The 22,327-nt window shown below is 56.7% G+C and carries 17 protein-coding genes; 11 read left to right on the top strand and 6 right to left on the bottom strand.

Features of this window, described 5'->3' with window-relative positions:
* Positions 1–452 precede the first annotated feature (452 nt).
* The 4 genes from AC2IAX_RS10735 (at position 453) to AC2IAX_RS10750 (ending at position 4,451) form a co-directional block, all read left to right on the top strand.
* A complete protein-coding gene (locus AC2IAX_RS10735) occupies positions 453–1,121 on the top strand; it encodes an Npun_F0813 family protein (protein WP_494387496.1) in 669 nt (222 codons plus the stop codon).
* Positions 1,122–1,305: 184 nt separating this feature from the next.
* Positions 1,306–2,217 (top strand): hypothetical protein, encoded by a 912-nt coding sequence (locus AC2IAX_RS10740; RefSeq protein WP_494387497.1) that lies wholly within the window; start codon positions 1,306–1,308, stop codon positions 2,215–2,217.
* Positions 2,218–2,311: 94 nt separating this feature from the next.
* Positions 2,312–3,460 carry a hypothetical protein gene (locus tag AC2IAX_RS10745; protein WP_494387498.1) on the top strand — a complete coding sequence of 383 codons (1,149 nt, stop codon included), beginning with the start codon at positions 2,312–2,314 and terminating at the stop codon, positions 3,458–3,460.
* 55 nt (positions 3,461–3,515) lie between these two features.
* A complete protein-coding gene (locus tag AC2IAX_RS10750; RefSeq protein ID WP_494387499.1) occupies positions 3,516–4,451 on the top strand; it encodes a polysaccharide deacetylase family protein in 936 nt (311 codons plus the stop codon).
* Between the two features lie 70 nt (positions 4,452–4,521).
* Here the strand turns inward: AC2IAX_RS10750 and AC2IAX_RS10755 are convergent, their stop codons facing one another.
* The 3 genes from AC2IAX_RS10755 to AC2IAX_RS10765 form a co-directional block, all read right to left on the bottom strand.
* Positions 4,522–6,285 (bottom strand): FAD-dependent oxidoreductase, encoded by a 1,764-nt coding sequence (locus AC2IAX_RS10755; RefSeq protein ID WP_494390358.1) that lies wholly within the window; start codon positions 6,283–6,285, stop codon positions 4,522–4,524.
* A 136-nt stretch (positions 6,286–6,421) separates the two neighbouring features.
* Entirely contained in the window at positions 6,422–6,721 is a 300-nt protein-coding gene (locus tag AC2IAX_RS10760) for a 2Fe-2S iron-sulfur cluster binding domain-containing protein (protein WP_494387500.1), read from the bottom strand.
* A gap of 60 nt (positions 6,722–6,781) precedes the next feature.
* Positions 6,782–9,841 carry a GAF domain-containing sensor histidine kinase gene (locus AC2IAX_RS10765; RefSeq protein ID WP_494387501.1) on the bottom strand — a complete coding sequence of 1,020 codons (3,060 nt, stop codon included), beginning with the start codon at positions 9,839–9,841 and terminating at the stop codon, positions 6,782–6,784.
* Positions 9,842–10,381: 540 nt separating this feature from the next.
* Between AC2IAX_RS10765 and dxs the strand changes: the two genes are divergently transcribed.
* The 4 genes from dxs to AC2IAX_RS10785 all read left to right on the top strand — a co-directional run bounded on the left by dxs (position 10,382) and on the right by AC2IAX_RS10785 (position 14,340).
* Complete coding sequence (dxs, locus tag AC2IAX_RS10770; protein ID WP_494387502.1) at positions 10,382–12,286, top strand: 1-deoxy-D-xylulose-5-phosphate synthase; 1,905 nt, start codon at positions 10,382–10,384, stop codon at positions 12,284–12,286.
* Positions 12,287–12,469: 183 nt separating this feature from the next.
* Positions 12,470–12,793 carry a DUF2499 domain-containing protein gene (locus AC2IAX_RS10775; RefSeq protein WP_494390359.1) on the top strand — a complete coding sequence of 108 codons (324 nt, stop codon included), beginning with the start codon at positions 12,470–12,472 and terminating at the stop codon, positions 12,791–12,793.
* A gap of 462 nt (positions 12,794–13,255) precedes the next feature.
* Positions 13,256–13,945, top strand: coding sequence for a PEP-CTERM sorting domain-containing protein (locus tag AC2IAX_RS10780; RefSeq protein WP_494387503.1), 690 nt, complete (start codon positions 13,256–13,258; stop codon positions 13,943–13,945).
* A 197-nt stretch (positions 13,946–14,142) separates the two neighbouring features.
* The gene (locus tag AC2IAX_RS10785; protein WP_494387504.1) at positions 14,143–14,340 is read left to right on the top strand and encodes a hypothetical protein; all 198 of its coding nucleotides are present in this window, start codon (positions 14,143–14,145) and stop codon (positions 14,338–14,340) included.
* 29 nt (positions 14,341–14,369) lie between these two features.
* Here the strand turns inward: AC2IAX_RS10785 and AC2IAX_RS10790 are convergent, their stop codons facing one another.
* The 3 genes from AC2IAX_RS10790 to rsmA all read right to left on the bottom strand — a co-directional run bounded on the left by AC2IAX_RS10790 (position 14,370) and on the right by rsmA (position 18,063).
* Positions 14,370–15,845 carry a sensor histidine kinase gene (locus tag AC2IAX_RS10790; RefSeq protein ID WP_494387505.1) on the bottom strand — a complete coding sequence of 492 codons (1,476 nt, stop codon included), beginning with the start codon at positions 15,843–15,845 and terminating at the stop codon, positions 14,370–14,372.
* A gap of 75 nt (positions 15,846–15,920) precedes the next feature.
* Entirely contained in the window at positions 15,921–17,141 is a 1,221-nt protein-coding gene (locus AC2IAX_RS10795; protein WP_494387506.1) for a cysteine desulfurase family protein, read from the bottom strand.
* Positions 17,142–17,181: 40 nt separating this feature from the next.
* Positions 17,182–18,063 carry a 16S rRNA (adenine(1518)-N(6)/adenine(1519)-N(6))-dimethyltransferase RsmA gene (rsmA, locus tag AC2IAX_RS10800; protein ID WP_494387507.1) on the bottom strand — a complete coding sequence of 294 codons (882 nt, stop codon included), beginning with the start codon at positions 18,061–18,063 and terminating at the stop codon, positions 17,182–17,184.
* Positions 18,064–18,535: 472 nt separating this feature from the next.
* Between rsmA and AC2IAX_RS10805 the strand changes: the two genes are divergently transcribed.
* The 3 genes from AC2IAX_RS10805 to AC2IAX_RS10815 all read left to right on the top strand — a co-directional run bounded on the left by AC2IAX_RS10805 (position 18,536) and on the right by AC2IAX_RS10815 (position 21,119).
* The gene (locus AC2IAX_RS10805; protein WP_494387508.1) at positions 18,536–18,907 is read left to right on the top strand and encodes a TSUP family transporter; all 372 of its coding nucleotides are present in this window, start codon (positions 18,536–18,538) and stop codon (positions 18,905–18,907) included.
* A gap of 91 nt (positions 18,908–18,998) precedes the next feature.
* Entirely contained in the window at positions 18,999–19,679 is a 681-nt protein-coding gene (locus tag AC2IAX_RS10810) for a MotA/TolQ/ExbB proton channel family protein (RefSeq protein WP_494387509.1), read from the top strand.
* 954 nt (positions 19,680–20,633) lie between these two features.
* Positions 20,634–21,119 (top strand): RNA recognition motif domain-containing protein, encoded by a 486-nt coding sequence (locus AC2IAX_RS10815; protein WP_494387510.1) that lies wholly within the window; start codon positions 20,634–20,636, stop codon positions 21,117–21,119.
* Positions 21,120–22,327: the final 1,208 nt, after the last annotated feature.

The raw sequence follows: 22,327 nt of genomic DNA on the forward strand, positions 1-22,327 counted from the left end.
CGCGGCGGTGTGGGTTTCATCCGCGACTCAGGATGACACGCCTGGACTGGCCGCCTTTCAAGGTTTACGAATTGTATCGAGTTAACCTAACCCCAAGCAAGGCCGTTGAGGAGGTTGATGGGAGTGATCAACCCACCCTCAGAACATCCATTCCGAGGCAATTCCGCCAAGAGCCAGTTTTTAGAAGGTCGCGGGGTACACTTGAGAGACCAAAGTTGATTTTCGACCCTAGATCCCCCAATAGCTCTACGCTAAGGGCCCTGGGCTAGAATGATGCCCAGCGCAGGCTCAGTTCACCGGTTGGGAAAGCTGTCTATGCAGCCCTCACGACCCTGCTGGGGCTAGCTTCTGGAGCAGCTCTGGTTGATCGACTGCATGAGTTCAAGCTAGATCGGCCCTGTGGCCTCTGGTTTGAATGGCGTAGCTCCAAGCATGAGTTCTTTGAATAACGCATGTTTATTCTGAAGCGGCAAGACGTGGACATTTCCAACGTCCGGCATCCCGAAAAAGATCAGCAAATTCCGATCCTGAGCTATCAGGGTCAAACATTCACGTTGCTGAATGTCTTTGGCGCAAATCAGGCGGAAGAGGCGCGGGCCTTGTGGCGAGATCTGACGGATAACCGAGGGAAAGCTTGCGTCCTGCTGGAAGAGCCGGATCGGTTCAGTGTGTGGGGCAAGGTGCGGCTCGATCGCCTGGGAGTAGCGGATGCTGGCGCAGGCGACAGTGGGGCGGCGAAATCGTCCTATGTGCTGGCGGGGATGCTGCTGCTCCAGGCGGTGTACTTCGACATTGAAGATTTGCTGGGAGAACGCCAGGGCGCGAAGTTTCGCCAGGAAATTGGCGAGGTGTTCAAGCGGCTCCAGTTTCCAGGGCTGGACAACCAGGCAGCCGTGAGCAACATTTTGGAAGTGAACCCCTTTGAAACGGCCTTGCCGCCCTGGCAAGAATTGCAAATCGTGGGGTTGCTACAGGAACTGCACACGCTGGGTAAAGGCTATTTTGGCAATACCAATTTCACCAGCCGAGCGTTTGATGCGTTGCAGGAGATGGATGCGGGCGAGCGTTCGGAATTTATGGACTGGCTGGGGCGATCGCCCGCGGCCAAGCTCTGGCGCTAGCCTTGGGCGGCGCTAAACCGAATGGCCATGGCCGTCTGGGGCAATAGGGGCGATCGAATGCCCAACTGCAATCGACGGCTCCAAGCTCAGGGATGTTGGGCGATCCATCCCCGATCTGCGGTGGTCTGTGTCCCTCATGAGATCGTCACCTCCTGGTTTTTAGAACCTTTTGAAGCCAACCCCTATGACTAAGACTGCGAGCGAATCGCCAAAACTGTTTTCATCGCGCAACCTAATTATCGGGGCTGTTTCTTGGTCTCTGGTTGCCTTGGCGGTGTTTCTGTTTTTCAGTGTGACTCCGTCGGGGGAAACCCTACCCCAGTGGTACAGCATTGCCACTTCAGTGTTGGAAACAACGTCCTATCTGTGGGCGGCGCTGGTGTGCTTTCGGAACTGGCGCAGCAACCAAATCCTCAGTGGCCGGACGGTTTGGTTGCTGATTGGGTTGGGAATGCTTTGCTATGGCTTGGGCAACTTACTGTTTAGCTATTGGGAAATTGGTCTGGGGATTGAGCCGGACGTGAGTCCCGGTGACCTGTTCTACATTGTGACCTATGCGTCGCTGGCGATCGGGCTGTTGTTGGCGGTGTTACCCCGGCGTTTGAATTTGGAACTGTGGCAGTGGCTGACGATCGGGGGCATCGGTCTGGCAGGTACTGCCTTTGCCTTCTCGCCGTTGGTTTTGGGGGAGGCCGCTTGCCCGGAACGCACCGCCGAGGCCGTGGCCAATGTGCCGGCCTGGGCTGAACAGATCCAAGGGGCCCTCACGCCAATTTCAGACTATATTTTGCCGGTCTATACCGTTGGCGATATTGTGCTGCTGGTGTTGGCTTCGGCGCTGTTGTTGGCCTTTTGGGGCGGGCGATCGGCCCAATCTTGGCGGATGATTGCGGCGGCCTCCATTTCGCTTTACATTGCGGATATGTGGTTCAAGTACGCCACGGCCAACATTTGCAACTATGAAAGCGGTAGTTTGCTGGAGGTGTTCTGGATCTTCAGCGGCGTGCTGTTTGGCATCGGTGCCGTGTTGGAGTACGATCTTTCGACGCGATCGCGCCGTAGTGCCCGTCGGCGCTCATCGGGAGCGGCTAACTAGGGTTCAAGGTTGTCGCTGGCCCCGGGCGGTGGCGACCATCCTTTGGAAGCCCTGAACTGTCCGCAGGCATTTGCACAATTCCCCAGGTTTGGGCATGACTCCTCCCAAGTTATCGGATTCCGAAAAATACGAACTGATTACGCTCTATCGCCAGGGCGGCCACACCATGGCCACCCTGGGACAGCGCTATGGAGTCAGCACTTCAACCGTGGGCCGAATTTTGAAGTTGGCGGCCGAAGAGTCAGTGCCCGCGCCGGCCTCAGCTCCGGCCCCGATCGCCCCGCCTGTGGCCACTGCCGCGCCGGAAGTCCCAATGCTGGAATTGGATCCCCAGCCGCCCCAGGTGGATCCCATGGTGGACTCCGGCGGGCGATCGGGCGGGCGATCGATCCCCAACCAACCGGCGGAACCAACCGACGGCACAACGGGTACAAGACGGGTGCGTCGTCGATCGCGCAGTGGAGCTTCGGAGTTGGCGGAATCTGCGCTACCGGAGTCCATCGCGGCCCCGGAGCCAACGCCAGCCAAGCCCATGGAACTCCCCGCCATGGAAACCTTGCCACTGTTTGAAACCGCCTTTGCCACCGCTGTGGCGGAACCCTTGACCGAGGTTGTTGCGGAGTTGGAAGCTGAGGCCCAGGAAGAGGTGCGATCGTCGCGGGTGGGCCGGCCAGTGAAAAAGCAGGCAGAAGCGACCACCAACACCAATGGCAAAGGGGGGCGATCGAATCGGCGGCGCAAAGGTAGCGGCCCCGTCGTGGCAGAGATCAACGAAGCCAGCGCAGAAGAAGCCGACGACGCGGACTTGGGAGCCGACTTAGATCTAGATGATGACGATCTGGATCTGGACGAAGATGATTTTGAGTTTGGGGATGACGACGGTGAAGCGGGCCTGGCTGCCATGTTTGGGCGCGGAGCCAATCCGGATCAACCGATCGAAATTATGCCCCTGGAAACCTCACGGATCCCCAACCCTTGCTATCTCGTGATCGATCGAGCAGCGGAGTTAGTGGCCCGTCCCTTAGAAGATTTTCGAGAATTGGGGCAAATTCCACCCCAGGAAGCCGCTAGCCGCACCCTCCCGGTCTTTGACAACCATCGCGTGGCGCGGCGATTTTCGGCGCGCAATCAGCGCATTATTAAAGTCCCCGATGCCAACGACCTGTTCCAGAAAACAGGCCCCTATCTCCAGGCCAAGGGCATTACTCATCTGTTAATCGATGGGCAGGTTTATTTACTGTAGGCCTGGCTGCCAAATTTCTTGATTGCCCCCCTCAAGTCTGTGGAGCGCCCATCCCGTGAAGACGGAGCAGCAGCCCAATCAGCCTGCCGGTTGGTCTGAACCATCGGAGCAGGGGACTCCTCTGAAATCCGGGACAAACAAACCAGCCCCGATCGGGCAGGGGATTGATCATGGGCGCAGGCGGCAAAATTGCCGATCTCACTGGAAATCCTGGGTTCAATCCCTGTTTGTGATGGTGGCGCTGTTGCTGTTGGTGGCCCATGGGCTTTGGTATGGGGCAGTGCTGCCGGTGGCCCATAGCTTTCCCCTGTTTGGGGTGCGACGGGTGCTCACAACGGAGCCGCTGGTGGCCCTGACCTTTGATGATGGGCCCCAATCGCCCTATACCGAGCAGGTCTTGCAGGTCTTGGATCGCTTTGGGGTGAAGGCCACTTTCTTTGAAATTGGTCAGCAGATCGATCGGGAGCCGGCCTTAGCGCGATCGGTGGTGCAACGGGGCCATGAGTTGGGCAATCATTCCTACTCCCACCGGAATTTGATCCTGCGTTGGCTGGGGGAAATTGCCGCTGAAATTACCGAAACCGATCAGCGGCTGCGGGCTGCGGGGGCTGAGGGACCGATCGCCCTGCGGCCGCCCTTGGGTAAGCGGTGGTTTGGGTTGCCCTACTGGCTATGGCGATCGGGTCGTACCTTGGCCATGTGGGAAGTGGATTCCGGTGACTATGACCCAACCCATTCGGTGGCGGATTTGGTGCAAGGTGTGTTGCAGCGGGTGCAGCCCGGCTCCATTGTGCTGTTCCATGACGGCAGCTTCAAGACCTCTCAACCCCGCGATCGCACCGTGGCCGCACTGGGTGAAATTATTCCAACCCTCCAGGCTCGGGGCTATCGCCTGGTGACCTTGGGCGAACTGTTGCGATCGGGAAAACCCAGCGGTGGCGGCCCCTGGGAAAGCCGACTCCTTGATCGAGAGTCAAAATCAAGCCCCTGATCAGTGACCTGGCTTCGTTGGCCGAGATCCATCAATCACCGATCGCAAAGTCCCGCCATTGCTCCCGGCCCTAATCCGGGAGATCCTCCACAATGATCCAAGGGCCAGAGGGGTTATAGCGCCCTCGCAGAACGATCGAGCTACCAGATTCCAGTTGGCCAAGGCGGTAATTCACCCAAGGATGAAGCGCCACCAGGGAAATTGGCTCCGGGGTCAAGGCCGTTTCTAGGGCATAGTCCTGGGGGCCGCGCCGCTGAAACTGACCGGTGAACCCCAAGGTGGCTGAAGGCTCTGGCGGTGGAATCAGATTCAAGGGATGTTCCTGGGTCAGCAGTTGCTCATAGGCTTGGGGATGGGCAATCCAGTGCTCCTGCTGTGATCGCCAATCATCGCGATCGGGCGTGAGGCCAAAACAGGGAATTACCGCCGCCGGAGCCTGGGAGTCATGGAGCAAGGCCGTCTGCACAGCGGCCACCGGCAGCGATCGGGGTTGGCAATGCTGCTGAACACAAAGGGCCGCCGCCGCCCCCGCCGCTTGACCCAAGCCCAACACCACCGGCTGAAGGCGAGTGGCTCCGTTGGCCATGTGAGATACGGAAATATTCTTATCGCAAACCAACAGCCCATCGACTTGCTGTGGCACCAGGCAACCATAGGGCAGCGCAAAGGCCGTCCCTGTCCAGCGCCCTCCCCATCGGAGCGATTTGGGGGCTAAGGGAAAGACCTCACCGGGGTAGTGGTGATCATTGGGATAGTTGCCATAGGCGATCACGCTGCTGGCTCCGCTGTGGGGATCGCGGGGCAGGGCCGCTCCCCAGCCTCCAACCACCGGCAAGATGTGGTTTTCCGTCACCGTTACCAATCCCTGGAGGCGGCGGCTTTCCCGAAAGTAGGGATACAGGGCAAAGGCTCCAGCGTCGGGAAAGAGCTGATCGGCCAAGCCATAGCGCCGTCCGAGGGTTTGTTGTAACCAATGGGCAAATCCCAAACTGCGATCGTAGGCAGCCCGTAGCGCCGCTGCTCGATCGGCTGCTGTCCCCACCAGGCGATCGAGATCATCCCCATAGTCATTGCCCGCCTGGGGCCAGTTGATCATGAACCGATCGCCCGCAATCCGCCCATAGTCCAACACGCGCTGGGCACTGGCATAGCCCGCAAAGGCTTCCCGGTAGTGGCTGGGGTCATAGTCAGCGGGGCAGGGAATTTCCGGGGCGATCGCTTCGGGGCCAAAATCCTGAAGATAAAAAACCCAAGTGGGAGCCTGCACCGGGAACCGTTGGGTCAAGGCCGTGGGCCCCGCCGGGGCCGTGGGTTCTTGCCATTGGTCTTGCCACTCCCAACCCCAACGATAGGGAACCTCTCCCAGGGCCAACAGATCTCCCAATTCCGTGCCGTCGATCGTGATCTGGGCGGTAACCTGTAACCCCGAGTCAAAGGTAACCCCGGTGATTTGATCGCCCGATCGCTGCACCGACACCGGCCGCACTCCGGAAATCCAACGTAAATTGGGCAGGGCCGCCACCCAATCAGCAAAAATCTGCGCCCCGATCGCCGGTTCATAGGTGAAAAAGCTGACCCAACCCCAATCCAGTCCCTGGGGTTGACGCTGGGCCAATTCCTGCAAAAACGCCCCCCAGAGGCCCGTTTGCAGCGCCGTCAATTCATTGCCATCCGGCGCACAGACCCCCGCCGCCGTCAGCATTCCGCCCAACCAGGAAAACTCCGTGGCCAACAGCACCCGCACCCCAGAACGGGCCGCTTGAATAGCCGCCGCCGTCCCTCCAGTGCCGCCACCCACCACCAAAACATCGGTTTCCGCGATCGGGTTGTTCAGAATGGGGCTGTCCAGGGGCAGCGGATCAGGGGTCGGGGACACCGCCCCCAAGGGGAGAGCAAAACCCTCAATCGCTGTCTGAGGGAAGCGTTCCGTGGTCACCGAGCATTACTCCGAGCAGATCAACTGCCCAACCTTACCATGTGGGATCAATGCCCAAATTGACCGTCAGTGCTGAGATTCCGGTCGGTACGGCACTGATGCAAGCACAAACGGTTTGGGAGTCTTCGGGGCTGCTGGGGGCCGCTGATGGATCGGGGCGATCGGGGCTGGGTAGGGGCTGCGCTGCCAAATCCACTTCACAGGCATGGCAAGACCCCATCAGACAACCCGTGGGAATGGCAACCCCGGCGCGATCGGCCACGGTTAACAGCATCTCGCCCGGTTGGGCTGAGACGGTGACTTGATCGGGCAAAAAGGTAACGGAGATCTCCATAGGGCGGATGGCAGCGGTTTGGGGGTTGGGCAGTCGGGTCAGTGATTGGGTGGCCTCAGCTCATTCGGTGGCTTCAGCGGAAAAGGTCGGTTGATCGTCCCGAGCGTCCGACTCGATCGGCAGGAAGGCCAATTCTGGCTTGCGGCCCGGCGGCAATTGGCGCGTGGTGATCGTGTTCAAGCGGGCCTTGGGATGGTTAAAACTCAGTTCCGGCGACCAAGCGGGTTGCTGGGAAGCGGGCAAGCCGTCGCCATGGGGGCCGATCTCCGAGGCCCCGTTGGCCGGCGGCGTTTGGGTAATGGGTAAGGTAATCGTAAATTCTGCACCCTGGTCAGGGGCCGATCGACAAATCATGCTGCCACGATGGCGCTGAATAATTTGATAGCTAATCGAGAGGCCTAATCCCGTGCCCTTGCCTAGGGGTTTTGTGGTGAAAAAAGGATCAAATAATTGAGATTGAATTGCTTCAGGAATCCCCGGCCCATTATCTCGAATGGTGACACCAATATGCTGAGGATCCGGTTGTGAAAGCTCAATCCAAATGCGACCAATAAAGGGCAATTGATCGCGACTGAGTTGCTCTTCTTGGGCCTCGCGTAAAGCATCGATCGCATTAGAGAGCAAATTCATGCAAACCTGATGAATTTGACCGGAATAGCATTCAATGGGGGGAATGTTGTCATAATTCCGAATGATCTCAATTTCGGGATAGCTGCCATTGGGCTTCAGGTGATATTGCAAGATCATCAGGGTGGACTCGATCGCCTCTTGCAAGTACAGGGCGTTGGTAATGGTGCGATCGACCCGTGAGAAACCACGCAGCGCCGAGACAATTTCCCGAATTCGATTCGTACCCAAATGCATTGAGTCCAATAATTTGGGAAAATCTCGCGCTAGAAAGTCCAAGTCAAAGGTTTCCAGCAAGGCTTGAATCTGCTCTTTTGGCGCTTGTTGGGCTTCCAGCCGGGCCAGTTGAATCAGGAACTCGGAATATTCACGAATGGGGCCCAAGTTGCTATGAATAAACCCGATCGGGTTATTAATTTCATGGGCAACACCAGCGATTAATTGTCCCAAAATTGACATCTTTTCGCTTTGGAGCAAATGCATTTGAGTTTGCTTTAGCTCATCCAGGGTTTGGGCCAATTCCGTGGCCTGCGATCGGGTTTGTTGCAGCAATTCCGTATGCTGAAGCGCCACACCCAATTGCGCACAAACCTGGCGTAAAAATTCCACTTCCGAGTCTTGCCAATGGCGGGGAGCGGTGCATTGGTGAATGCCCATCAGTCCCCACAGCTCCTCACTTTGAATGATCGGAATCACCAAGTTGGCCTGCACTTGCCAAGTCCGCAACATTTCCAAATGACAATCGGGCATGGTGGAATTGTGCACATTCGGAATGCTGTGAACTTTGCCCACTTGGTATTGGAGAACATGCTGATCGCTAAAGCAGGGATCTTCTAATTCCAAGTGCAGAATGGAGGTGCAACCCCGGGCCCGATCTTCCGCAATGATTTTGCCCTGGGCGGTCGGGGCTTGGGAATTAAAGGCAAACACCACCACCCGATCGGCCCGCAGCAGTTGTCGCACTTCCCGGGCCGTGGTGCGAAACACGGTTTCCAGATCCAAAGACTCGCGAATTTTGGCAATCAATCGCGCCAGGGTTTGTTGCTGATGGATCACCCGTTCCAGATCCGCCGTCGATCGCTGAAGTTCCTCGTTCGATTGGCGCAACTCCGCCGTGCGGGTCTGCACTTGGGCCTCCAAACTGGCGTTCAGGCTGTTCACCTCTGTATACAGCCAATGTTGCTTGACCGCCGTGGCAAACCGTTCCCCCAACGCCTGGGCGAGCTTCACCTCAGAGACCGTCCATTGCTGGGCTTGGCCGATCCTGATTTGTCGCCACACCTCAAAGGAATGGCGGGCCATCAGTTGGCGCGTGTCCGGGTCGTGCCAGCCGGTCCAAAGCTCATCGGTGTTGACCTCATCCCGAAAAATGCTGAGACAACCCAGTAGCTCACTGCCGTAATAGAGGGGAACCAAAATCAGACCCCGGATCGGCAGCCACTGAAACGAGGGGGCCACCGATCGCAGCAGGGGTTCTCGGTAAATGTCCCCGATCGCCCAAACGCGCTGGCTAAAACTGCTGCTGTCCTGGGGTGGGGCCGCCAGGCCATAGTTGGCGCGCATCCACTCCACAGACCAATCCTGAGACCAATCCTGAGTGGTGGTGTTGGGTGGTGGCTCGGGCACTGCGCCCGCTTTCAAAAAGGCATAGACCAGCCGGTGTTCCTCGAAGGGGCGTTGATCCGTGGTGGCCAGGGGATGGGGCTGGGGCCCCACGGTATACAGTTCCCGATCGGCCTGGCCCCCGGGCCAAAGGCACAACCGGCCGCCGCTGCCTCCCAAAATTTGCACCGTTTCTTCCAGGGCCTTTTGCAGTTGGCCCGTGGGCGCTTCGTGCAGCAGGGCCGTGACGCGGTTAATGCTCGCTTCCTGGAGGGCTTGATCCGTGACCCGTTGCACCAAAATTGACTGGGCGATCGCGATTTCCACCTGATCGACCACCGCTTGGATGAATTGCAGTTCTTCCTCATCCACCGATCGGGGTTCCGCGTGGTGAGAAACCAACAGCCCCCACAGGTTGCCCATGTGCAGGGTGCTGGAAACGGGCGGCTCAGAGGTGGCCGGAAAGTTATCCAGCACGATCGGAACCACCACCGACGACTGCACCCCCATCACCGTCAGATATTCCACATGGCATGGATCCACCGGACGGTAGCGCATCGTCGAAGGACTACGCAATTCCCCATCGCCCGGGGGATCCATGGCACTCAGGCCCGTTTGGCACTCAGCCACATCCACCACCACTCGCTGGCGGGCCCGCACGAACAACTCTCTGGCCTGGGGCGGAATATCATCCACCGGAAAATGCAACCCCTTCAAGGAAGGCAGTCGATCGGGGACGAGGGATTCGGCCACCACCGTGCCATGGCCCTCGGGCGAAAATTGGTAAATCTTGACCCGATCGGTCTCCAAAAAGGCTCGTACCTCCGCCACCGTCACCGCCAGGATCTCGCTCAGCTCCAGGGACTGCCGAATTCGGTTTGCAATCCCCATCAGTAGCTGTTCCTGAGTGCCTTTGCGTGGCTTCTGTAAATCTAATTCCATGGCTGCTTAACCTGTGCATCAACACAATCGCCGATCGCCACCGCTGCCCCAAGACTGGTGATTGACGGGCGAAACGGCGCTGAACTGGGGATCGATCAGTCCCACCCGCAGACAACCCAAAAGCATCGCGCCTAGCCCCTGATCCCCAAGCTGCTTCCCCTCCTAAGGCGCTGATCCCCAAGCGACTGACCCCAAGGCGCTCAATGGTGATGCACCAGTGCCGCTTGCTTTGCAGATCCCTAGATCTCAAGATCCCGATCTTTTACAGATGTCAATTTCTATCTTCAGGGAATGGGTCACTCAAAAGCAATGTACTGACCGCGCACTGCTGAAACCGTAAGGTCAACGATTTTGGATCCCGCTTAGTGAATGGTCGATCGCTGCAATCAATTTGCGCCAAATATAAAAACGGTATGGAGATTCGTTAGAGTCGATAGGGGTCAGTCCAAAACCAAAATTCCCCATATCCAACACCCAAGGTGGCCGCCTATGCATCTGAGCGAACTTACTCACCCCAATCAACTTCATGGGCTGTCGATCGCCCAATTAGAAGAAATTGCCCGCCAAATTCGAGAAAAACATCTGCAAACCGTCGCCACCAGCGGCGGTCACCTGGGCCCCGGTTTAGGCGTGGTGGAATTAACAGTCGCCCTCTATCAAACCCTTGACCTCGATCGCGACAAGGTGATCTGGGACGTGGGCCACCAGGCCTATCCCCACAAACTGATTACCGGTCGTTACAACGAGTTCCATACCCTGCGCCAAAAGGATGGCATTGCTGGTTATCTCAAGCGCTGTGAAAGTAAGTTCGACCACTTCGGCGCAGGCCACGCCTCCACTAGCATTTCCGCCGGTTTGGGCATGGCGATCGCCCGGGATATGGCCGGCGAAAACTACAAAGTGGTTTCGATCATCGGCGACGGCGCAATGACCGGCGGGATGGCCCTTGAAGCCATTAACCACGCGGGTCACCTGCCCGATACCAACCTGATGGTGGTGCTCAACGATAACGACATGTCCATTTCGCCCAACGTGGGGGCCCTGTCGCGCTACCTGAATAAAATGCGCCTTAGCCCGCCGATGCAGTTCCTAACGGACAACATCGAGGAGCAGGTGAAGCATTTGCCCTTCTTTGGTGGCTCCCTATCGCCGGAACTCGATCGGGTCAAAGAAGGCATGAAGCGCCTAGCCGTGTCGAAAGTGGGCGCAGTGTTTGAAGAACTGGGCTTTACCTACATGGGCCCCGTTGACGGTCACAACATTAAAGAACTGATTGACATCTTTCGCGAAGGCCACAAGCAAAAGGGCCCTGTGCTCGTCCACGTGGCCACCACCAAAGGCAAGGGCTACGCGATCGCGGAAAAAGATCAAGTGGGTTACCACGCTCAAAATCCCTTTGATTTGGCAACGGGCAAGGCCAAACCGGCTAGCAAGCCCACGCCGCCCAGCTATTCAAAAGTTTTTGCAGAAACCCTGATTACCCTCGCGGAAAACGATCCTCGAATTGTGGCCATCACGGCGGCCATGGCCACCGGCACCGGCCTGGATAAATTCCAAGCCAAGCTGCCGAACCAATATGTGGATGTGGGCATTGCCGAACAGCACGCCGTAACTATGGCGGCGGGCATGGCCTGTGAGGGAGCGCGCCCGGTGGTGACGATCTATTCCACCTTCTTGCAGCGGGCCTTTGACCAAGTGATCCATGATGTTTGCATCCAGGATCTGCCGGTGTTCTTCTGTCTCGATCGCGCCGGGGTGGTCGGAGCCGACGGCCCCACCCACCAGGGGATGTATGACATTGCCTACCTGCGGTGCATTCCTAACTTGGTGGTGATGGCTCCCAAGGATGAGGCGGAGTTCCAGCGGATGTTGGTAACGGGTGTGACCCATTCGGGCCCGATCGCCGTGCGCTATCCCCGGGGCAGTGGCGTGGGTGCGCCGTTGCTAGAAGCTGGCTGGGAGCCGATGCCGATCGGGAAAGGCGAAGTGCTACGAACCGGTGATGATCTATTGCTGGTGGGCTACGGCACGATGGTCTATCCGGCCATGCAAGCGGCGGAAATCCTCAGCGAGCATGGCATTGAAGCCACGGTGGTGAATGCCCGGTTCGTGAAGCCGCTGGATACGGAACTGATTGTGCCCCTGGCCCAAAAGATTGGCCGGGTGGTGACGATCGAGGAAGGCTGCCTGATGGGTGGCTTCGGGTCGGCGGTGCTGGAAGCCCTGGGCGATGCGGGTGTGGCCGTGCCGGTGACCCGCTTGGGTGTGCCGGACATTTTGGTGGAGCACGCCACGCCCAGCCAGTCGATGCAAAGCCTGGGTCTGACGGGGCCACAAATTGCCGATCGCCTGTTGACGCAGTTGGGCCGTAAGCCGGAAATGGCAGCGGTTTAGATTCCAAGGCAAGGTTGGGTTGGGCGATCGGGCGATCGCTCAACCGGGCCCGCCCCCGATCAGCAACAGAGCTGTGGGGTGGACAATGCCCGCCGCCCTCTAGCCCCAAGCAACATCCGCGAGATGTGCAAATCTTCCGAGTATTACGAGCTACGCGACACGGTTGAGCTAACTACATCCCAAATGAATGCCCTATCAATTCCTACTTGGATCGTGCATGTTTCCAGCGTCATCGAATGGATCGCCGCGATCGTGCTGATTTGGCGCTACGGCGACCTCACCGAAAATCCGAGCTGGCGGGCCCTCAGTTGGGGAATGTTGCCGGCCCTGGTGAGTGCCATGTGCGCCTGTACCTGGCACTTTTTTGACAATGCGCCGCGCTTGGAATGGCTGGTAACGGTGCAGGCAGCCACGACAGTGATTGGTAATTGCACGCTCTGTGCGGGGGCTTGGTGGATCTGGCGATCGCGCCCGATCGGCCCATCAGAATCTGAGAAAGATCCCTAGAAATTCGGTCTTAAAAGTCAGCACCCTGGCACGGCCAGGGGCTTTGATTGTGATTGATCATTGCAACAATCATTGTTGGGCTTCATCGAATTTCTGTGAACATCTTAAATTTTTACGTTAAAGGAATTAGAAAATCTTGAAATTTCAATTGATTCTTTGAAACTCAGTCATTTTCTATTCATTTCACCTTTTATTCATCCTTTGTATAAATTAATGCCAGTAAAAAATAGAGATTTCAAAATATTTTCTATTGCCTTGAAAGTATTTCACTGAATACAGAGATTATTGCTTAAAATTATCATTAGAAGCCATAATTATGAAGAATAAAGCGCTCTTCACGGAACCTTCGTCTAGAGATCACTTAATCTTTAAACCGATTTTTCAAAGTGCGATCTAAGATGTAACTCAAGAACCTAAACGTTGGGTGCTAGACCTCTCCACTACTGCGGAAAAATTGTCACTATGAAACGCTTCCAACAAATTGCTAGCACCCTGGCTCTTGCTCTCGTTCCTGCTCTGATTGCCACCCAGCCCGCACAAGCTGCCAACCTGGTTAAAAACGGCAGCTTTGAAGTGACTCCAGGCGCTCCCCTTAACGGCGGCTGGCGGACTTTTTCAGCAATTGAGGGTTGGTCGGCGACCAAGGGCGGCACAATTGAGGTGCAAGCCGGGGTGGCCGGGAAAGCCTATGACGGCAAAAACCTGGTGGAACTCGACAGCCACTTCTATGACAGCAAAGCATCCGAGCTGGGCCTGTTCCAAGACATCGTGACCAAAGCAGGAAAGACCTATGAACTTTCCTTTGCTTACTCGGCTCGTCCGGGAATTGCAAACAATTGGAAAGGCGGCAAAGACCAAAATGCCTTCTCCGTTTTGTTTGGTTCCAGCTTCAACCAAGTTTTCAATGCGGGTAACGGCGGCGGTCAAACCAACTGGCTCAGCAGTGGCCCTCTGTTGGTGAAGGCGGTGTCTGACCTGACTCGCTTGCAGTTCAACTACCTGGGCACGCGGGACACCTACGGAGCCTACATTGATAGCGTCAGCTTGACGGAGGTGGCCTCGACCCCTGAGCCGGTTAGCTTGCTGGGTCTGTTCGCTGTGGGGACGGCGGTTGGTGTGGCTGCGAAAAAGCGCCAGCGCGCGATCGACTAAATCGCGACTCCTAAGAGCGGCCCTGGTTGGCTAGCTTTTGACGATTGTTCATGTTTTGTTGAGGGCGATCGCTTGGAAATCAGGCGATCGCCCTTGTTTCGTTCAGGCCCCCATGGCGACTGAAGTTTTGCTTTGAAGATCTCCCGTGAATGGCAGAATTGCCTCATATCCCTGATTCTGGAATTGAACGTTTTGCTATGACCCCTCCCTATTTGCGGCCGGCTCCTTGGTGGAATTGGTTGGGCCTGTTGGCTCTGCTGACGGCGGTGTTGTGGTTGTTACGGGGGTTGGGGCTGTTGGGCTTTGTGCCGGGGATTGTGTTTGGTGTTTTGTTTTTGGCGATGGGGGTGTTGCTGCTGTTGGGCGTTTGGGGGGTGCGATCGCGCCGTTGGTAGTGGATGGCGGGCCGTCCTTTGGCCTTGCCCTATTGCAGGGGCAAGAAGATGGTCATCACTTCGCCGCGTTGGGGCCGCTGCCGGATGGTGAGTTTGCCCCCGATCGCCTGGAACAGGTTTTTGGTGACGTGCAAATTCAAGCCAAAGCTGCCGGTTTCCGGTTGGAAGGTCAGTAACTGCCCGATCGACTTCAGTGATTCCAGGCGGGTGGCTGCGCCCATTGCGTCGTAGCGCAATTGCACCTTCAGTTGGCTGCCGGCCGTTTCCGCTTCCATGTCAATGCGGCTACCGGCGGGCAGGGTGCGGGCCAGGTTTTCAATAATTTCCGCCAACATTCGATCGAGCAAGGTGGGGTCGCTGGCAACCGTGGGCAGTTTGTGCGGTAGCTTCACCGTCAGTTCCAGGTTGTGGCGGCTGGCCTGTTGTTGCCAACGGGGAATGCTGGATTGGAACACCTGGGCCAGGGGAATGGGCGTGAGGGACAGGTGGGCGCTGTTGCTGGTTTCCAATTCAACGGCTTTGAAGATCAGGTCAAAGCGGTTGATTTGTTCGGTACATTCCCGATCGATTTTTTCGATGTAGTTCACCGCCTTGTCCTGCAAATTTTGCTGGCGCATCAACAGGCGGGTAAAGGTGCGGATCGTGGCCAGGGGCGTGCGGACGCTGTGGGCGAGGGCCTGCAAAAGCTCCAGGTCGATCGCGGGTTTGGCCGGTTGTGGCCGGGCCGAGGCCCGCAGGGGGCGACGGCGCGGCTCCGAATGGGTGGGGTTGCTGGGAGCTGGCAGGGCTTGCAGCAGGTGCTCTGTGAAGGCGCTGACGATCCGATAGCTGGGTTCCACGAGGGGAAATTGTCGAGCCAGGGCATCAAACGGCACGAGCTGCTGAGGGGCGTTCAGTTGCACCCGGGCCCGCAGGGCTTGCCAGACGGCGGCGATCGCCTGGGGGTCAAAGGAAAAGCGAAAAACCAGTTGACCGGTGGAGTCCTCTTGGAGCGAGAGGGCCAAGCTAAAGTCCCGCATTCGCACCACGCAAAAGGATTCTGCGGCCAAGGGATCCACCGGAGCCAGGCCGATCGCCCGTTCCGTTACCTCCGGACAGGGTTCGCCCCCATCGGCGGAGGGCAACAGCCACAGGGATTGCCAAAGGTGGCTGCTGAAAGTCCAGACCGAGAGGCGATCGAGCCAAGATCCCGTAAACAAGGGCAGGGGCCCCAACAGCACCACCCCTTGATCGATCGCTTCGGAGGGTAAGGCCTCGGCAAAGTCCGTGATGAAGGCCGCTTCGATCGCGTCGGCCGCCTCCATGGATTGGGCCATGATTTGGGCGATCGCCTTGGTGGCTCCCTGCCATTGGGCCTCGGCGGATAGGGTTCCTGGGCCCGCTCCGGGGGTAAGGGGGGCAAGCAGATGACCCACCGTTGGTAACACCCATCCATTCATAGTTGGTCGATCAATCCGTTGGCGATCGAGCGGGCGATCGCTCAGAGCAGGGGAGTGAAGCGGCATCGCGGGTTTGGGGTTCGCCGCAATCGTCGAAAGCGTCGTCACACGCGCTAGGGATTTAGACTTAGGGGATTTGCCTCAAGTGTATCGGCAAGGCCCCGGAGTCGCGCACCCCAAAACCGAACGTTGCGAGTCGCGATCGCCGCCATTGAATTGGCCAACGCCCAATCGCTCCAGCACTTGCGCCAACACCAACGCAGTCCAATCAATATCCGCTTCCGTGGTGCTGTGGCCCAAGCTTAAACGCAGGGCCGCCGTGGCCTCGGCGGGATCGTAGCCCATGGCCAACAGGGTGGGACTCGGGGTCAGGCTGCCGCTGCTACAGGCGGATCCAGAGCTGGCGGCAATGCCCGCCCGATCGAGCTGGCGCACCAAATCCCGACCGCTGGGCAGGGGCAACCGTCCTCGCAAACAAAAACTGACATGGTGGGGCAAGCGATGCAGTCGATCGCCCGTGGGTTGCAAAGCGGGCAGGGGGGCCAAACGCTCAAATAGACGATCGCGCAGTTGACCGAGCCGTTGAGCCTCCGCTTCCCAGGTGTGGGCCATTTGTTCCGCCGCCGCCCCAAAGGCCGCGATCGCCGGCAAGGCCTGAGTGCCCGATCGCCGCTTACTTTCCTGGCCGCCCCCCAGCAACTGGGGAGCCAAATGAATGCCCGGCCTTGCCCACAGGGCCCCAGCCCCTTGAATGCCGTAGATCTTGTGACTGGAAAGAGACAGCAAATCTACCGGCAGGGTTTGCAAATCCACCGCCACCCGGCCCACCGCCTGCACCGCGTCCGTGTGGAACAGCGCACCCGATCGCTGGGCAATCGTTCCCAACTCCGCGATCGGTTGCAGGGTTCCCACCTCGCTTTGGGCAAAAATAATCGACACCAGCACCGTTTCCGGGCGAATGGCCAAAGCCAAGTCTGAAGGATTCACCCGCCCGGCGCGATCGACCGGCAAGCGCGTAATGGCCCAGCCTTGGGCCTCCAGCCGCTCCAACGTTCGCTCGATCGCCGAATGTTCCACCTGCGAGGAAATGATATGGCGCGGTTGGGTGAACCGCTGGGCCACCCCCAAAATTGCCAAATTGTCCGCTTCCGTGCCCCCCGAGGTAAAAATCAACCCCGTGGGATCCCCATTAATCAACGTCGCCACCTGGAATCGGGCCGTTTCCAGCACCATGGCCGAACGATCGCCCCAACTATGAATGCTTGACGGATTTCCCCATAGTTCCGTCATCACCCGTTGGGCCGCCGCGATCGCCACATCACAGGGCGGCGTGGTGGCGCTGTGGTCTAGATAAATTTGCATGGACAATCCATTGGCATCAAGGTTCAGGAATGTTGGTTATTTAGGGTTCAGCATGTTCCATCGATGCCTCTGCCTCTCCTGCTGCGTTCTCGATCGACAAAGAACCCAAAACCAAGCGATCGCTTAACTGAATCCATTGCTCCAGGCTCAGTTCTTCTGCCCGCGCCGTTTCAGGAATTGCCAGCTCAACCAAAGTATGACGCAACTGATCCAAATCCACGACGCTTTTTAGATTGTTGCGCAACATTTTGCGGCGACTGGCAAAGCCCAATTTCAACAACGTTTCAAAGCGCTTCACATTTTGTGGCGACTGCGGAAAAGGGCGGGGCTGAATTTTCACCACCGCTGAATCGACCTTGGGCGGCGGCGAAAAAGCCTTGGCCCCTACGTCACAAACCCAAGAACAATCCGCTAAAAAGCGCGATCGAATGGAAAGGGCGCTGTAATGTTTGCTGCCCAAATTCGCCACCAGCCGCAGGGCCACTTCCTTTTGCACCAACAGCACGATCGACTCAAAGGGTTGCGATCTCGGTTGGGCGATCGTCCCCAATAAATGCTCCAAAATGGGGCCCGTAATGTTGTAGGGAATATTGGCCACCACCTTGTTGGGATTTTGGAACTGGGGATTCGGAAACGCCGCCAACTGTTCCGGCCAATCCAAGGCCAAAATATCGCCCTGAAGCAGCAGAAAATTGTCCCGTTGCCCAAACTTTTTCACCAATTCAGGACAAAGATCCCGATCTAACTCGACGGCAACCACTGCCCCCGCCTGATCTAGTAACTGCCGAGTTAAAACCCCTTGACCGGGGCCAATTTCCAAAACCCGATCTTCTGGGGTTAATTCCGCCGCTGAAATAATTTTGGCAAGGGCTTTTTCACTTCTCAACCAATGTTGACCAAAGCGTTTCCGAGGTTTTGGCATGGCTCTGCTGCAATCTTTGCTTAGTGATCTGCACTCAGTAATTAATTCACTATTCAATCAGCATCAAAAATGGATTCGTAATCCGATCAATGATCGCATTTTGAGGGAATGATTATGAAGAATAGGGCAAGGATGGATCTAATGAATCGAGAATTAGGAAATTATTGATCGGGGGTTAATTCACTGGGGGTGATTCATCATTGAATTGCCAATGGATACTTCGTTAAAGGGGAGTGAATGGTTGATGAATCCCGTATCAACGCTCATCACTCGGGTCTTGCCAAGAAAAATGTGTCGCTTTTAACTTGTCTTGGTTCCAAAAACAGTGCCAGAGTCTGACGATGCAGCGCTTGGGGGAATGACTCGCTCAGGCTTAGGCTCCAGTACCAAGCTCAAGGGATTCACTCGAAATTGCGCTCAAAAGCAAGCTCAAACTCAAAAACCAGAATTGCTCAAGAAAGGAGAAAACCGAATGACGGATGTGGTTTGGCAATTGCTGCTGATTGGATTGGCGGCAGGATTGGCGGGGGGCCTGTTTGGCATTGGCGGCGGGGCGATTATGGTGCCGGCCATGGTGCTGTGGTTGGGCCTGGATCAAAAATTAGCAACGGGAACATCCCTGGCGGCCCAGGTGTTGCCGATCGGGCTGTTGGGGGCAATCGTGTATTACCGCAACGGCAATCTCAACATCAAGTATGGGTTGTTGATTGTGGTGGGATTGCTGGTGGGGAATTACTTTGGGGCCATATTCGCCAATCAACCCTACATCAGTTCGGCCCTGATGAAGAAACTGTATGGGGGCTTTTTGCTGTTGATTGGGTTGCGCTATTTGACGGTGCGCTAAGGGGTTGGACAATGATTGCGCGGGGTGGGGTGCAGGTGGGTGATGATCCCAAAAACGCCATGAACATGAAAACGATGGGGGAAAGTTGCCCATGATCGCTTGGGCTATTTTGCAGGCGGGCGGGCCGGTGGTTGTGCCCTTGCTGTTGGGATCGATCGCGACAATGACGGTGGCGATCGAGCGAGCTTGGTTTTGGGCCCAGGTGCGGCGCGATCGATCCCAACTGGTTCCAGCGGTTTTTGAGTTGTATGGACGCGATGCCAAGGCGGCGATCGCCCGGTTCCAGCAATATGCCGACGGCCTGCCGATCGCCCGCATTAGCTTGGCGGCCTTGGAGCTACACCGTCCCCACCCGATCGCCTTTCGCCTGGCCCTCAGCGCCGCCACCCAAGCCGAACGGCCCCAACTGCGACGCTTTGACCTGTGGTTGCAAACCGTCACGGCCCTGGCCCCCTTGTTGGGCTTGTTGGGCACGGTCACCGGTCTGATGGGGGCCTTTGCGGGCCTCGATTGGGCCGGGGAGGGCCCCAGTCGCGTGAATGCGGGTCTCAGTGAAGCGCTGGTTTCTACGGCGATCGGGCTGGTGGTGGCGCTATTAGCCCTCATCCTGGGTAATCTGTTCCGGGCCCATGCTCGACGGGAACAAATGGCCATTACGCGCGATTGTCGTACCCTAGAGCGGCTGTATCTGCATCATTACTGGCACTTCAACGCGCCCGATCGGCCCGGATATCGACGCAATCAGGCCAGACATCGGCGCGATCGGTTGTGATCAACCAATGTAATCAACCAATGCGATCAACCAAGCCCCACCCAGCTCTAGGGTTACCAGAGTTTTGAATTTCCAAATTTTCTAGTTTCCGGTGTTGCCACTGTCCCGATGCCCAAGTGATCAGCTCCCCGGTATGCAAATTCTCCCCAGGATTCAAATTCCCGCTGATCCAGTACGCCAGATTTACAGTGTTGCTTCATTGATGTTACATTTCTTCACAGGAGGCTAATTAGCCAACGCCCGGAGAACTGTCAAGCACTAACCGCCGCTTCAAGTTGCCATCAACCCCATTCGTTGAAACTGCTGAAACTGCGATGGTGTGCGTCTTTGTCACCCAAAATGCAAAGTCGATGACATCCCCGGCCAGGTTTTAATTGGTATTCTCCCAACACAGCAAGCACGGCCAGCCGCCCCAACGGCTGGCTTTTTCACGATCGGGGTAGCAATCACCGCTGCGATCGAACCCGTTGCCCAGCCCCCGGAGATCTTGGCCCAATTTGCAAAGCGTCGTGATAGACTTTTATGCCAGCAAACCAGCCGCTCGATCGATGCTGTTTTAACTGTTTGGTGAGTTTTGCTGCCCCCATCGTGGCAAAATCTTCAGCAGCAACACACCCGATCGACAACGCACGGGTCACACGGCTCCGGATGGCTAAAGGTCAGCGCTTGACTGCTCAAGACTGGCGACAGATCCTTTCCTTTCAATTGAGCAATAGCAAGTCTATTTGAATTGAATAGTTATCAAACAACCTTTATTCAGCAGCTTGCAGCAGAGCGTTTGATATCCCCGCGCGAGCTGTGTTTTGCTCAGAGCTGGCAAGTTCTCAAAACTTGTCTTTTCCATCGAGGTGCTCTCGATTCAATGGCAACCGAATGGTAACTGCCAACCACCACATCCAGTCACCCGGCGCTTAGTCTCCTGGCGCTTGCTGCAAACCATCAGAGGGATCCGTCATGTCCATTCGCCTGTACGTTGGCAATCTGCCCAAAGAAGTCGATCGCAAAGAACTCGAAGCCGTCTTTGCCGGCACGGGCGACCTGACCTCCACCAAGGTCATTGTCGATCGCAAAACCGGAAAATGTCGCGGTTTTGCATTCGTGACGGTTCCCACTGATGAACTTGCCGACCAAATCATCGAACAGTTCAACGGTTCCACCTTCAAAGACACCGTGCTGAAAATTGAAAAAGCCATGCCCCGCAAAGGCAAGGGCGATGACGAAGCCCCCGAAAGCGCCGAAGCCAGCCCCGTCAAGGCCGCTCGTCGCAGCAGCGGTGGCGGTGGCGGTGGTGGCAAAAAAGGCGGTGGTGGTGGCCGTCGCGCCCCCGGTGGGGCGGTGGTGGCCGAAAGCAGCGCCGCTTCTGCCCAGCCGGATCCCCGCTGGGCCGGTGAGTTGGCGAAGCTGAAGCAACTGTTGAACACCCAAACGACTGGTTCCTAAGGTTGACTAAGTTTCCTTGACCAGTTGCTCAAATCGCACAACGTTTTCCACTCTTCAGAAATTGCAATCACACCATGTTTGGCCGCGGGTTTGTCCCTTGCCAAATCTGGTGTTTTTTTTAAACTTAATGCCAGTTAATGCCAGTTAATGCCAGAGATGTCTAAGAATCGGCCCATGGAACTGCTGTTCTAGCACCCTTGTTCGATCGCCTTCAACGGTGATGGCAAGGGAATTGTTGCCCCTTTAAGGGTCTCTTGGAAAAAATTATGAACCAGAGATTTTAGTTGAACATCTCATCAATCTTAGGCGTAAGCTTTAATTAGGGCTGAACCCTTGGCTATCTACTCCGATTGGCTCAAATCTACTCGGATCTGCTCGAATTTGCGCAAATTTGCCTGCTCCGATCTCGGCTGCGCCAGTGCGTTCATCTGCCCATGTCAGGGGCAATTTCAGCAAAATTCGGCATCCTTGGTTGGCCTTGCTCTGCCTGAGATTCTGAGAGGATGTCTGAAAAGCCAAAATTGCTACTCTGTATGCTCCAGCGATCGACGGAAACAAGGGGCTTAAGCCCCTTGCTGCCACGACTATTGGTGCTTAGTTCGGGCCGAAAGATACTTCTCAGACATCCTCTGAGCCTAAAGCTCTCAGCCTGGAACTCTGAGCTAAAACCCTGAGCTAGCCCCGGCTCTGGAACTCTTCGGTTGTCGTGGGCGACTGTAGAGAACAACCTCAGCGTTCTTGATTCAGCGTTCTTGATTCACCACTGTTGGGGGCCAATTGAGCAGTTTGCATGACCCTGCTGCCCGTTTGGTCATTGCCGATCGCGTCCTTACTCATTTCGATTGAGTTACTTGACCATTTTGCTGACGGATGATCAGGAGTCAGTGGCGTGTCTTGGAGCTGGGTGTGAGTGAACGTTGCACCCGTTCCTCGGTGGAAGTGGTATGGGGTGATGGTGTGAATGCGCGATCACCCGGTCACCAGTGCTTTGACCCATGAAAAGTGCATTTCAACGAATTCTAAGGGTGTTAGGGTGTGCCCTCGATCGCAGCCCGTCGTTTTTTCTGGTTACAGACGCTGAACCAGTGAATCAACAGAATAGGAACAGCCGCATCACGATCGGCTTGATTGCGGAATGCTCCAGTGCAGTTGGATGGGCGAAACCCCAAATAGTCACTCCCTGTTCTACGTCACCCTTACCCTGGTAA

The sequence above is a fragment of the Limnothrix sp. HT2024 genome, from assembly GCF_059138625.1.

Excerpts from the sequence above, each read along its gene's own strand:
- AC2IAX_RS10815 (WP_494387510.1), top strand. The coding sequence starts at position 20,634 with ATGTCCATTCGCCTGTACGTTGGCAATCTGCCCAAAGAAGTCGATCGC.
- AC2IAX_RS10780 (WP_494387503.1), top strand. The coding sequence starts at position 13,256 with ATGAAACGCTTCCAACAAATTGCTAGCACCCTGGCTCTTGCTCTCGTT.
- AC2IAX_RS10790 (WP_494387505.1), bottom strand. The coding sequence starts at position 15,845 with ATGCCGCTTCACTCCCCTGCTCTGAGCGATCGCCCGCTCGATCGCCAA.
- AC2IAX_RS10735 (WP_494387496.1), top strand. The coding sequence starts at position 453 with ATGTTTATTCTGAAGCGGCAAGACGTGGACATTTCCAACGTCCGGCAT.
- AC2IAX_RS10810 (WP_494387509.1), top strand. The coding sequence starts at position 18,999 with ATGATCGCTTGGGCTATTTTGCAGGCGGGCGGGCCGGTGGTTGTGCCC.
- AC2IAX_RS10775 (WP_494390359.1), top strand. The coding sequence starts at position 12,470 with ATGAATGCCCTATCAATTCCTACTTGGATCGTGCATGTTTCCAGCGTC.
- AC2IAX_RS10765 (WP_494387501.1), bottom strand. The coding sequence starts at position 9,841 with ATGGGGATTGCAAACCGAATTCGGCAGTCCCTGGAGCTGAGCGAGATC.
- rsmA (WP_494387507.1), bottom strand. The coding sequence starts at position 18,063 with ATGCCAAAACCTCGGAAACGCTTTGGTCAACATTGGTTGAGAAGTGAA.
- dxs (WP_494387502.1), top strand. The coding sequence starts at position 10,382 with ATGCATCTGAGCGAACTTACTCACCCCAATCAACTTCATGGGCTGTCG.
- AC2IAX_RS10785 (WP_494387504.1), top strand. The coding sequence starts at position 14,143 with ATGACCCCTCCCTATTTGCGGCCGGCTCCTTGGTGGAATTGGTTGGGC.
- AC2IAX_RS10760 (WP_494387500.1), bottom strand. The coding sequence starts at position 6,721 with ATGGAGATCTCCGTTACCTTTTTGCCCGATCAAGTCACCGTCTCAGCC.
- AC2IAX_RS10805 (WP_494387508.1), top strand. The coding sequence starts at position 18,536 with ATGACGGATGTGGTTTGGCAATTGCTGCTGATTGGATTGGCGGCAGGA.
- AC2IAX_RS10740 (WP_494387497.1), top strand. The coding sequence starts at position 1,306 with ATGACTAAGACTGCGAGCGAATCGCCAAAACTGTTTTCATCGCGCAAC.
- AC2IAX_RS10795 (WP_494387506.1), bottom strand. The coding sequence starts at position 17,141 with ATGCAAATTTATCTAGACCACAGCGCCACCACGCCGCCCTGTGATGTG.
- AC2IAX_RS10745 (WP_494387498.1), top strand. The coding sequence starts at position 2,312 with ATGACTCCTCCCAAGTTATCGGATTCCGAAAAATACGAACTGATTACG.